The sequence below is a fragment of the Calothrix sp. NIES-2098 genome (genome assembly GCF_963875125.1).
GTDB lineage: Bacteria > Cyanobacteriota > Cyanobacteriia > Cyanobacteriales > Nostocaceae > Aulosira.
Genome location: NZ_CAWNKJ010000001.1, coordinates 5,346,223 through 5,358,945, shown reverse-complemented (window position 1 = coordinate 5,358,945; position 12,723 = coordinate 5,346,223). Strand labels below are relative to the sequence as shown.

Below are 12,723 nucleotides of genomic sequence, written 5' to 3'. Positions count from 1 at the left end.
CTTAATAATCCCATTCATTTGTAGTTATACGGAGCCAGCACTTAAAATGGCAAAAGTAGTTGGAATTGACTTAGGTACAACGAACTCCTGCGTAGCAGTCATGGAAGGTGGTAAACCCACGGTTATTGCTAATGCAGAGGGTTTTCGGACAACCCCATCGGTAGTGGCATTTGCGAAAAACGGCGATACTTTGGTAGGGCAAATCGCCAAGCGTCAAGCGGTGATGAACCCGGAAAACACTTTCTACTCAGTTAAGCGCTTTATCGGTCGTCGCTACGATGAAGTTACTAATGAAGCTACAGAAGTTTCCTATAAAGTACTGAGCAGCAGCGGTAATGTGAAGCTAGATTCTCCTGGGGCTGGAAAACAATTTGCTCCTGAAGAAATTTCTGCCAAAGTTCTCCGCAAACTAGTTGAAGATGCTAGTAAATATCTTGGTGAAACTGTTACTCAAGCTGTAATCACCGTTCCTGCTTACTTTAACGACTCCCAGCGCCAAGCTACAAAAGACGCTGGTAAAATCGCCGGTATTGAAGTACTGCGGATTATCAACGAGCCTACCGCCGCTTCTCTGGCATACGGATTTGATAAGAAGAGTAACGAAACTATCCTGGTCTTTGACCTTGGTGGCGGTACCTTCGACGTATCTGTACTCGAAGTAGGCGATGGCGTATTTGAAGTACTAGCAACATCTGGCGATACTCACCTTGGTGGTGACGACTTCGACAAGAAGATTGTTGATTTCTTAGCTGAACAGTTCAAGAAAGACGAAGGTATCGATCTGCGTAAAGACAGACAAGCTTTACAGCGTTTAACTGAAGCCGCAGAAAAAGCCAAGATTGAGCTTTCTAGCGTTACCCAAGCGGAAATTAACCTGCCATTTATCACCGCTACCCAGGAAGGGCCTAAGCACCTGGATACTACTTTAACCCGCGCTAAGTTTGAAGAACTCTGCTCTGACTTGATCGACCGTTGTCGCGTCCCTGTAGAAAATGCTCTCAGAGATGCCAAGTTAAACAAAGACAATATCGATGAAGTTGTGCTGGTGGGTGGTTCTACCCGGATTCCCGCAGTTCAAGACTTGGTAAAGCGCTTGTTAGGTAAAGATCCTAACCAAACTGTAAACCCCGATGAAGTGGTAGCTGTTGGTGCAGCTATTCAAGCTGGGGTATTAGCAGGTGATGTTACAGGTATCTTGTTGTTAGACGTAACACCACTATCTCTCGGTGTGGAAACCTTGGGTGGTGTAATGACCAAGATTATTCCTCGCAACACCACAATTCCCACCAAGAAGTCGGAAGTATTCTCCACCGCCGTGGATGGTCAAAGCAATGTAGAAATCCACGTTCTCCAAGGCGAACGGGAATTTGCTAACGACAACAAGAGTTTGGGAACCTTCCGCCTTGATGGTATTCCCTCAGCACCACGCGGTGTCCCCCAAATCGAAGTAATCTTTGATATCGACGCTAACGGTATCCTCAACGTTACTGCTAAGGACAAAGGTACTGGTAAGGAACAATCCATCAGCATCACTGGTGCTTCCACTTTGGATAAATCAGATGTTGACCGGATGGTACGAGAAGCCGAACAAAACGCTTCTTCTGATAAGGAACGTCGTGAGAAGATTGAACGCAAGAACCAAGCTGATTCCTTGGCATACCAAGCTGAGAAGCAATTGCAAGAACTAGGTGATAAAGTTCCTGAAGCTGACAAAACCAAAGTCGAAGGTTTGGTGAAAGAACTGCGCGATGCAGTCGCTAAGGAAGATGACGAGCAAATTAAGAAGCTGACACCAGAATTGCAACAAGCACTATTCGCTGTTGGTAGCAACATCTATCAACAAGCTGGCGGTGCTGCGCCTGGTGGCCCTAGCCCTCAAGATGGCGGCCCTACTCCTCCTCCTTCCGGCGGCGGTGATGATGTAATTGATGCTGACTTCACTGAAAGCAAGTAGTTTTTGCGGTTAAGGATGCGATTCATCCTTAACTTCTTACCCATCCAGGCTAACGCTTGGGTGGGTCTTTTTATTTTGGTATCAAACAAAGACTTTCGAGGAAGTGCGATGCCTGCGGCAATGCCAACAATACAGCAGCGAATTCAAGTACTCCCCATTACCTCATCTCGTTTATCCTCATCACCTAACATTTTTAATAATTTTCTCGCCACTAAAGCACCCACAATTCCTGCACCAACTAATTCCACCGCTTGCACTACTTTTTTACTTACATCTGGAGAATCGAGGTGATGGTGAAAAATCTCTTCATTTACCCATTCAGTTGTGGCTTTAAAGTCGTGAATTGGCGTTGGTAAGAGAGTTAAGTATGTACCTTGACGAATTAAGTGTGCTGGTTCGCCTGCAACTTCAAAAACATTGAACAAGTTAGCAGCCGCATCATTTACCCCTAACTTCAAGAGACTTCCCCGGAGATTAACCTTAGCTGGTTCGGGATCTTCTCCGAAAGCGATCGCTTTCAAATTTCTGGCAATATTAGCTCCTTGTTGATAAGCTACTTGGGCAGTAGGCGGTAAGGAACTATCATCTTGCACGGCTGCACAATCACCACCTGCAAAGACCTCAGGAAAGTCGAGTAGTTGCATCGTCGGTGTTACCAGGAGGCGATCGTGTTTATCTCGATGTTCTGAAGGAATCGGTAAATCTTTAATCAATGGATTAGTAGAAGTGCCAGCTGTCCAGATTGTCGTATAAGTTGGCAGCGTTTCCACGCGATCGCCAGACTTATATTCAATTGCGGTGGGGCGAACGGCTGTTGCTTCGGCTTCTCGAATAATTTCTATCGGGACAACCCGTTTTTGTAATTCCTGTTCAGCAATTGGACGTAGTGGATCGTTAATATCGCCGTCGAGAATTTCTTGACCGTGATTGAGCAATATTACACGAATTTCATTCTGATTGCCGCCTAAAGCATCATACCAATGTGGTAGAAAATCAGCCAAGGTAGCTGCCATTTCAATACCGGAAGCACCGCCACCAACTACAACTACTGTGAGTAATTGGCGACGTTGTTCTAGATTTTCAGTTTGCAAGGCTTTTTGTAAACAATCGCGTAAATGTTTGTCAAGTGCGATCGCATCTGCTTGTGTCCAGAAAGGAAAAGCATTTTCTTGGGCACCTTCAACGTGATGATAGCCAGTCACACTTCCCAAAGCTAATACTAAGTTACTGTAGTTATAAGAGTTGCCCGAAGCTAATTTAACTTCCCGTTGATGCAGGTCTATTGACTGCACTGAATCTTGAACAAAAATCACACCACTACCTTGAAGTAATTCCGAAAATCGCGGTACTACTTGCACAGTATCCATCTCGCCATCGAAATATTCATATAGTAATGGCTTAAAACAAAATCGTTCATTTTTATCAATCAAAATTACAGAGCGAGGATAGTGTTCGTGAGCTAGGTGTAATGCTGTAAATAATCCGGTAAAACCACCGCCGATAATTACAGTTTGATAAACTTGGCTATTCATCAGATATCTCCTAACTTCAAAATAGGGAACAGGGAATAAAAGATTTTCATTCCTTAGTTGTGCAATTATGTTGTGAATAGCTAACGAAAAAATAAGACTGATGCTTATTTATATAAGTAAAACAAACGCTATAAAAACAATGCTGAGGGCGAAAGCAAACATAATAGCGTATTCAACTCTCCGGCTAAAAAATCCTACAGCAGCAACAAGAATAATCGCGAATACACTAATAGCAACGTACTGTTCTTTTTGTAAACCACGAGCAATTAGGGGGTCGTTACTTGGTGCTGGAGTTTCTTGAATTGCTTTTGGGGGCAAGTCGGAAGCTGGTATGTCTTGAAGATATAAATTCATAAAAATGCTCCACAAAAATGTTTTATGCGTGCCAAATATACAGAAGAGAGAAGAGAAAAACCCAAATTACGTCTACAAAATGCCAAAACAAAGTAGTTGCACTTACGCCAAAGTGACCTTTATTGTAGTTACCTCGCATGAAGGAGCGAACAAGCATAATTATTTGGAGAATTACACCAGTGAGAACGTGCAGACCGTGGAAACCTGTTAATACGTAAAATGTAGAACCCACTAGCCCCGTACTTAGCCCAAAGTTAAGATTTCTCCATTCAATTCCTTGACCAATTAAGAAATAGGTTCCCATGCAAATCGCGATCAGCCATAGCCAGCGAAATTTTTTTAACTGGTGATGCTTAAGAGCATTTTCTGCTGGTTGAATGACAAAGCTACTGGAGAGTAATACTACCGTGTTAATAATCACAAAACTAGACAATTCTGGACCCGAAATACCAGGTGGCAGCCAATTTTTTGAGTGAGTCAATCGCAGGGCAATGTATGTGAAGAAAAAGCTCAGAAAAACTATGCTTTCTGACAATAGAAATACGGTAAACCCAAACATACCCTTACCATGATGGTCTTCAGCACGTCCACCACGAACTGGCAAAAAACGCTTGAGCCAATTTGGTAGGGATTGCCGCAACCGTTCTAAGGGGAAAGGACTTTCATCTACATGAATAACACTACGGTTCATATTTTTGTCATTAGTCATTTGTCATTAGTTAAAAGTCCAGAGTTAATAATTATTTCTCTCTTATCTCCCCACACCCCCCACACTTCCCACACTCCCTCATCCCCTTCCATTGCTGGTTCTTAATGTTCTGCCTGATGATAGTCGGGAGGTTCAATCACCGAGTATTTAGGATCGCCATAATCGTAAGGAGGTCTTCTCACCACTGGAATTACTTCAAAGTTATCTCGCGGTGGTGGTGAGGTTGTTGTCCATTCCAGTCCCGTAGCCAGCCAGGGATTGTTACCTGCCCTCTGTCCGTGGAGCAAAGAACCTACCATGTTGGCAATAAAAGGCAGTATGGATACTCCCAACAAAAATCCCCCTAAACTAGCGATGACATTCCATCCTTGATAACGCGGTTCGTAGGAGGAAATTCGGCGTACCATTCCCTGCAAACCTAATGGGAGCATGGGAAAGAACGTGAGGTTAGCGCCGATAAAGGTTAACCAGAAATGCAATTTTCCCCAGCCTTCGGCATACATTCGTCCGGTAATCTTGGGAAACCAAAAGTAAATGGCAGCAAAGATTGCCATTGTGATGGTGTTAAAGACAATGTAGTGGAAGTGCCCCACTATAAAGTAGGTATTATGAACGTGAAGATCGAACGGTACTGCTGCTAGCATTACACCAGTAACACCACCAAGCAGAAACATGGCTGCACCTCCCATCGCGAACAGCATGGGTGTTTCTAGGTGCAGTTTGCTTTTCCAAATTGTGGCAGTCCAGCCAAATGCTTTCACACCAGTAGGCACGGCAACTAACATTGATGTCACCATAAATAACATCCGCATCCAGCCAGGGGTAGCACTGGTGAACATATGATGTACCCAGACAAAGATGCTGACTACCGCAATGCCTAATGAAGCAACAGCTAATGACCGATAGCCAAACAGGGGGTTACGGGCAAAGGCTGGCAGAACTTCCGCAAAAATACCGAAGGCGGGTAGCGCCATGATATACACTGCGGGATGGGAGTAAAACCAGAATAGATGCTGGTAAATAATTGGGTCGCCATTCTCTGTGGGTTTGAAGAATTGCGTTCCAAAACTGAGGTCAAATAACAGCAGTATCAATGCACCTGTGAGAGCAGGCAAATTAATCAGCTGTAACAACTGGGCACTGAGAGCTGACCAAACAAACACAGGCATCCGGAAAAAAGTCATGCCTGGGGCACGCATCCAAAAAATGGTGGTGACAAAGTTAACAGCCCCCATAATTGAAGAGATGCCAATCAGGACGATACTCACAATCCAAATAAATTCACCGTTGATCGGCTGACCGGGAGGAACTTGCAGACTAATGGGTGGGTACGACCACCAGCCAGACTGCGCCGTGCCATTTGGTAGTAAAAAGCTAGAGAGTAATAAAATGCCGCTGGGTGGCAGAATCCAGAAAGAGATGGCGTTGAGCAGGGGAAAAGCCATATCCCGCGCGCCAATCATTAGCGGCACTAAGTAGTTAGAGATACCTGCATTGAAGGGGATAATCCATAAAAAAATCATGATTGTCCCGTGCAAGGTGAACAAGCCGTTGTAGAGGGGGCGATCGACCACATTGGATGCTGGCGTAATCAGTTCGGCACGGATGAGCATTGCCAACAGTCCGCCAATTAAGAAGAAAATGAAAGTCATCACCATGTACTGAACGCCGATGACTTTGTGGTCGGTGCTGAAGCTGAGGTATTGTCGCCAGTTATTCTCCAACTCAGTTTCCGGTTCTATATCCTCGGCGAGAGGTTCGCTAAAATCATGTGTCATTCATTACTTTCCTTTCGTTGGCGATCGCTTCTTGAGCAGGTGCGACAGTGTACCAGTTGCTCTTAAACAATGTCTTTGGTGGCTGGGTATATTCAGCTACTGCCTGATTTTTGATGGTATTTGGTTCGTGTTCTGCTGTGGAAAGCCATTGGTTATATTGCTCAAGGGATTCAACCCGTACATTGGCATCCATCAAAGCAAAGTAAGTACCGCTAAATAGCGCGTCTTTTAGCTTGTATTCACCCGTGCGAATGGGTGTAACTACAAGGTCAATGTTGCGTCCGGGGACAATATACTGCTGTAAGCGGAACTCAGGAACGTAAAAACTGTGGAGTACATCCTGAGCGTGCATATTTAGGCGAGTCCGAAGATTTACAGGCAAGTGTAATTCATGGCTGGTAACATTATTGGGATAGCGGAAAGTCCAATCCCACTGCTTGACAAAAACCTCAACAGTTTCCGCAGCTGGTTTAGGTTTGTCATCGCTAGCTGCGGCATAGGCTGGTTCTTCTAGAGGTGTATGTAAATGTACGATTTGCCGCAAACCCAGAACATCTAATTGCTGATATATATTCAAGCCTTGCCAAGCAATCCATAACACTAGTATGGTTGGAGTCGCCGTCCATAAGATTTCTAGTTTGAAATCGCCTCTAGATGGGTGTCCCTCGCTGTAGTCATTTTTGGCTGCACGAAAGAAAATTACCGAGTACACCATCATACCCACAAGCCCCAGAATAATAAACGCGCCAATAGAGGTTAAGAAACTAAATAAACTATCTACCTTTTGCGCTTCTTCTGTAGCTTCAGGTGGCATCCAAAAATATGCCAAATGCCCAATCCAATGACTGACAACAAGCAGCACTGCAATACAACCAGCTATTAGTAAATATTCCAAAAATCTCAGCATAATTATTTGAATAGCAAATCTGGGTTTGTGCCCTCTTGGATTAACTTAGCTGCTGTAACATGAATGCCTAACTCTTCTCCTAATTGCGCTCCTAAAGTGCCGTGAACATACAAAATACCTAAAATGGCAATACCTGCTAATAAGTAACTCCATTGCACCTGCCTGGAAGCGTCCTTGCGCCAGCGATAGCGTTGTAAACCTCGCCATACGGTCATGGCTACAATAATTGCCAACAACAACACACCACCCAAACCATGCAAAAGCATTGTTAAACCTGGACTCAACCCCCAAGCAGTCTTTTTCTCCACTAGTGGGTTTGCCAGTAGTAGCTCAAAAAAACCAAAGGCAACGGTGAAAAATGTCACCACCGCGGCCGCTAGTAGGTTGTACCAGCCAACATCAAAGAAGCCAGAACGGATGGCGGTAAGACCTAAAAATTTGAATATTGGTCTTTCGATGAGAAAAATAGCGCCTGCTATGTCAAAAATGATGCCAATAATGAACAAACCCAATGTTAGATGTACTAACTGTGGGTGTATGGGAATTTCGTAAGGTAATCCGTTAGCGCCTAACCTCAAGCCCAAAGAATCAATGAATTGCGAGTTCATGGCGAACCTCCCTGCTTCATGGCTTGGACAACAGGCTCGACGTGCAACCCGTAAACCCAAAATAATTTAGTTCCTAGATATACTTGCAAGAACACCAAGCAAATCAAAAATGTTGCCACACCGAGGTAAGCAGGCGGAACTTTCAGGGGGTTGCGATCGCGTATGACAAACCGCCAAGCTGTAATAGCCACAACTATCGCCCCCAGCGACCAACCCATAACTGTGTGAAAATTCAGTGTGGGTTGGACTGCTGGATACACTTGTGCTAAACCAGCTTCAAACTGTCCCAGAATTATGGCGACAAAAATTGCGATCGCCGCAACGAACATATTCCAAAAACCGACCTCAAACAGATGCGGTTTGCGGGTAAAATAACCCAGCACATCGCAAACGAATGAGAAAAACACCATCGCAATCACGAAATGGACAACGATTGGGTGTAGAGGGTCGGGGTACGGCAGATTTTGGCTATTCAGAGGCAGAGCGAACATCGCTTTCTCCTGGCGATCGCTAGACGCTGTAATATAAGTTAATTTTGAGCAAACCAAACTTGATTGAGGACTTAACTTTTAAAATTCCTCTACAAAAAGTATTCTTAGTAACTCTTACCGAAACAATAGAGCAAAAAATACTATCGTAAGAGTGATTTATCAGCGAAATTAAGTTAATAATTTTTGTTGTTTATTATATTTTTATAAAAAAATCCATACATATATGAGTAAATCTATTTTTATTTGGGCAACAAGTGTTGCTACCTTCATCTTTTAAAGATTTCATATAATTATGAAAATTAAATGAAATTTTTCTAGACCTAGAGATAGAAGTATTTATTCATCCAATGGTTGGAGGCGATCGCTACTTTAAACCTCTAAAGTAATGCCAGAATCAAAGCAATTTGTCTCAAAGATTAGATAGATACCAGGTAACTTTTAGCACAATTTTGATGGTTTTTGCTTGGAGAATATACGTCAATGTTAAATTCTTAAATCTATGAAGAATTAACAAGATAAAAATAATAAAAAGCGTAATTCTTCTTTTGGCATTAGCAATAATAAAGCTCTAAATTTGCAAGAAACATTATGAGCTATTCTCCTTATCTACTCAAAGGTCAAAAAGCCCTCGTAACTGGTGCTAGTTCTGGCATTGGTGAAGCTATAGCTCGCAATTTAGCTTCATGTGGTGCGGCAGTAGTTATTAACTATCATTCTGAAGCGGAAGCAGCACAAAAAATTGTCGATGATATTAGGGCTGCCAACGGTGAAGCTGTTGCCATTAAAGCTGATGTTAGTAAAGAAGACCAAGTAAAGGAGATGTTTAACCAAACACTCCAGCAATTTGGGACTATTGACATATTAGTGAACAATGCGGGTCTGCAACAAGACTCAGCTTTTGTAGATATGAGCCTGGAACAATGGAATAAAGTGATTGGGGTGAATCTCACAGGGCAATTCTTGTGTGCTAGAGAAGCCGCAAAAGAGTTTTTGCGCCGAGGCGTGCAACCTCAGATCTCGTGTGCAGCAGGCAAAATTATTTGTATCAGTTCAGTACATCAAGTAATTCCTTGGGCTGGTCATGTTAATTATGCTGCCAGTAAAGGCGGTATAAATATGATGATGCAAAGTATTGCCCAAGAACTTGCCCCTCATAAAATCCGCGTGAATAGCATTGCCCCTGGTGCAATTAAAACTCCCATCAATAAATCAGCGTGGGATACACCACAAGCCGAGGCGAACTTACTCCAATTGATTCCAGCAAAACGAGTAGGTGAAGTAGAAGACATCGCCAAAGCAGCAGTGTGGCTGGCTTCTGATGATTCTGATTACGTCAACGGTACAACTCTGTTTGTCGATGGAGGCATGACCTTATATCCAGGTTTTACAGAGAATGGCTAAAAGGGAGACAAGGAAGCAGAGGAAGCAGGGGAGCCAGTGCGTTGCGCGGGTTCCCCGCGTTGTAGCACCTGGCGTGTACAGAGGAGGAAAATTACAGAAAGAATCTCCCTGTGCCCCTCTCTGCCTCTCTTCCCCCTCTGCTCACTACTTGCCCAATGCCCCATGCCTTATGCCCTATGCCTACACAAGTTACTGTCAACCCTGGTTTAATCACAATTAACGATGGTTCCTCATTTCTGGTGACAGCTAGTGATGGTTCCATCGATGATAATCAAGCGCAAGGTTTTTTTGTTCGCGACACCCGTTTAATTTCTTACTACGAAATTTCTCTGAATCGCTACCGACTTTTGCTGCTAGCTTCTAGCAATATCAATCATCATAGTGCGCTTTATCAATTTACCAATCCGCCACTTCCTACTATCAACGGTAATTTACCTTCTGGTAGTTTGTTTATCTCCATCCGGCGCGACATTGTAGGCGGGATGCACGAAGATATCGACATTACCAACTATCATCCAGAAACAGTTGAGTTTCAGTTGATGTTGGCAATTCGTTCTGACTTTGCGGATATTTTTGAGGTGAAGGCCAAGAACATTTTAACCAGAGGTAATACTGAAACAATCTGGAAAGATGGCGTACTGACTACTAGGTACCGTAACAAATCTTTTGTCCGAGGTATCGTGACTGAGCCAGTGTGTGCTACGTCCCAAGTCAGCTATGCCAACGGACGTTTGATGTTTAATGTTGTTATTGCTCCTGGTGAAACATGGCACACCTGTATTGATTTCACAGCTTTAGCCAATGGGGATGTCCTCAAACCTCAACAAACTTGTGCTGTGTCTCATACTACAGAAGCCGGAAAGGTAAGCGATGAATTTCTGATTAAGGCGACAAAATTGCGATCGTCTAATGCTGAGATTAAAGGATTTTATCAGCAAGCGCTTGTCGATTTGGGGGCGTTACGAATTCAGGTAGAAGATAATGGACAGCAATTTTGGATGCCAGCCGCGGGTATTCCTTGGTTTATGGCTGTCTTTGGACGCGATTCTGTAATTACTAGCTTACAAACGATGGCTGTTTACCACGAATTTGCCCGTGGAACGCTGTTAAGGTTAGCTCAGTTACAAGCAACACAGTTAGATGACTGGTACGATGCTCAACCTGGCAAGATGCTGCATGAATTGCGGCGTGATGAATTAACTAAACTCAATCAACTCCCATACAGTCCCTATTACGGGACGGTAGATACGACGATTCTCTGGATTGTTACCTTGGCTGAGACTTATAATTGGAACGCCGATTTGGCGATGCTGAATGAGTGTAGATCGCCTTTAGAAAAAGCGCTAAGTTGGATTGATAAATATGGCGATTTTGATGATGACGGGTTTGTTGAGTATTTAACTCGTTCTAGTCAAGGATTACGCAATCAAGGCTGGAAAGATTCCGGTGACTCAATGGTTTACCCAAATGGCAATTTAGTTGAGCCACCAATTGCTTTGTGTGAGGTACAAGGTTACGTTTACGATGCTTGGTTAAAAGCGGCTTTAATTTATGAAGTCTGGGGAGAACAAGAAACAGCGAAAAAGCTACGTCAAAAAGCAGAAGCACTTTATCAACGCTTTAACAATCGCTTTTGGATGGAAGAGGAAGGCTTTTACTGTCTTGGCTTAGATAACAACAAGCAACAAATTAAGTCTATCGCTTCTAATCCCGGTCATCTGCTATGGTCTGGTATTGTACCCCAAGAGCGATCGCAAAAACTTGTGGAGCGACTTTTCCAAGCAGATATGTGGTGCGGTTGGGGCGTGCGGACACTTTCTGCAAAAAATCCAGCTTATAACCCCATTAGTTATCAACAGGGAAGTGTTTGGCCGCACGATAACTCTATCATTGCCGCTGGCTTGAAGCGATACGGCTATCACAAACAAGCTAACCGCATTGCTGAAGGAATTTTTGCAGCTGCTAGTTATTTTCAGGCTGGGCGAATGCCAGAATTATTTGCGGGAATTGAACGCCAAGATAATAACTTTCCAGTCCCCTATCCAGATGCCAATATCCCCCAAGCTTGGGCAGCAGGTTCAATTTTCTTACTCATTCGCAGTATCTTAGGACTCGAAGCCGATGCACCACAACGAAAGTTAAAGGTACAGCCCAATCTACCAAAGTGCTTGCCAGATTTGGAACTAAAAAATCTGAGCGTAGGAGACGCTAATGTATCATTGCGTTTTTGGCGAGAGGAGGAACAAACTCACTGGAAAGTTACCCATATTGATGGCGAATTACAAGTTTATGAATAGCTAGATAAATTTGCCAAGATTAAACCTGATTTTTTTAACTATGAATTACGAATTATGAATTATAGGAATCCGCTTTTTTCAATTAGTTGCCCAAGGCTATAATTTTCCTGGTTGGATTGTCACAACTACTAACGGAGTGCAAAATTGGGTCGATGGCACAGGCTTTTATGCAGGGGCTAGCCTGTTTTCGACATCAAAGAAACAATAAGTTATTTCTATCTTTTTTAGAAATAGAAAAATCACACTATGTTGTAGTTTTTATTCATACTCAATACCTAGCAAAATCAGATTAATAATATTTATTATTAACCATTTTAATCACTATGTATGGTTAGCTCAATTCCTATGTCTATTTTGTTAGCAAAATAGCTAAACAATTGTAAGGGCACGGCACTGCCGTGCCCCTAACCGCATACCTCATTTACCATGCTTCCTAACCATCTGTGGCATTCTATTTTCACATAGGGATCGGAATTTTTAGGACTGATTTATGAATGCTGAGTCATCAAGTAGATGTGGTGGTGTACTACTATACGTTATTGATAATTACTACTGAAAAAATAGAAACTAATAAGTAAAATCACAGGCTATATTGTATAGTTTATTTCTATTTTTATTTTGAAATCGTAATATTCAGCCCCCAATTTCTAATCCAAAGTCTACAATTTGGGTGGTAGCTTCCACAAATTATA

10 protein-coding genes are annotated in these 12,723 nt (G+C 43.1%); 3 read left to right on the top strand and 7 right to left on the bottom strand.

Annotated elements, in window-relative coordinates; all coding sequences use genetic code 11:
* Positions 1–46 precede the first annotated feature (46 nt).
* A complete protein-coding gene (gene dnaK / locus AACU33_RS22560; protein ID WP_096590762.1) occupies positions 47–1,954 on the top strand; it encodes a molecular chaperone DnaK in 1,908 nt (635 codons plus the stop codon).
* A 143-nt stretch (positions 1,955–2,097) separates the two neighbouring features.
* On the opposite strand, the gene AACU33_RS22555 is transcribed toward dnaK, so the two are convergent.
* The 7 genes from AACU33_RS22555 to AACU33_RS22525 form a co-directional block, all read right to left on the bottom strand.
* Complete coding sequence (locus AACU33_RS22555; RefSeq protein WP_096590761.1) at positions 2,098–3,486, bottom strand: NAD(P)/FAD-dependent oxidoreductase; 1,389 nt, start codon at positions 3,484–3,486, stop codon at positions 2,098–2,100.
* 108 nt (positions 3,487–3,594) lie between these two features.
* Positions 3,595–3,840 (bottom strand): hypothetical protein, encoded by a 246-nt coding sequence (locus AACU33_RS22550; RefSeq protein WP_096590760.1) that lies wholly within the window; start codon positions 3,838–3,840, stop codon positions 3,595–3,597.
* Between the two features lie 22 nt (positions 3,841–3,862).
* Positions 3,863–4,531 carry a cytochrome c oxidase subunit 3 gene (locus AACU33_RS22545; protein ID WP_096595350.1) on the bottom strand — a complete coding sequence of 223 codons (669 nt, stop codon included), beginning with the start codon at positions 4,529–4,531 and terminating at the stop codon, positions 3,863–3,865.
* Between the two features lie 119 nt (positions 4,532–4,650).
* On the bottom strand, positions 4,651–6,327 hold the full coding sequence (locus tag AACU33_RS22540) for a cytochrome c oxidase subunit I (protein ID WP_096590759.1): 1,677 nt from the start codon (positions 6,325–6,327) through the stop codon (positions 4,651–4,653).
* The gene (locus AACU33_RS22535) at positions 6,317–7,234 is read right to left on the bottom strand and encodes a cytochrome c oxidase subunit II (protein ID WP_096590758.1); all 918 of its coding nucleotides are present in this window, start codon (positions 7,232–7,234) and stop codon (positions 6,317–6,319) included. Before AACU33_RS22535 ends, AACU33_RS22540 begins: the two co-directional genes overlap by 11 nt.
* A gap of 2 nt (positions 7,235–7,236) precedes the next feature.
* The gene (locus AACU33_RS22530; protein WP_096590757.1) at positions 7,237–7,842 is read right to left on the bottom strand and encodes a DUF2231 domain-containing protein; all 606 of its coding nucleotides are present in this window, start codon (positions 7,840–7,842) and stop codon (positions 7,237–7,239) included.
* Positions 7,839–8,333 (bottom strand): DUF2231 domain-containing protein, encoded by a 495-nt coding sequence (locus AACU33_RS22525; RefSeq protein WP_096590756.1) that lies wholly within the window; start codon positions 8,331–8,333, stop codon positions 7,839–7,841. The genes AACU33_RS22530 and AACU33_RS22525 overlap by 4 nt, the downstream gene beginning before the upstream one ends.
* A gap of 588 nt (positions 8,334–8,921) precedes the next feature.
* Between AACU33_RS22525 and AACU33_RS22520 the strand changes: the two genes are divergently transcribed.
* Together AACU33_RS22520 and AACU33_RS22515 are read left to right on the top strand one after the other, a co-directional pair.
* Positions 8,922–9,734 carry an SDR family oxidoreductase gene (locus AACU33_RS22520; RefSeq protein ID WP_096590755.1) on the top strand — a complete coding sequence of 271 codons (813 nt, stop codon included), beginning with the start codon at positions 8,922–8,924 and terminating at the stop codon, positions 9,732–9,734.
* Positions 9,735–9,910: 176 nt separating this feature from the next.
* Positions 9,911–12,031 carry an amylo-alpha-1,6-glucosidase gene (locus AACU33_RS22515; protein ID WP_096590754.1) on the top strand — a complete coding sequence of 707 codons (2,121 nt, stop codon included), beginning with the start codon at positions 9,911–9,913 and terminating at the stop codon, positions 12,029–12,031.
* Positions 12,032–12,723: the final 692 nt, after the last annotated feature.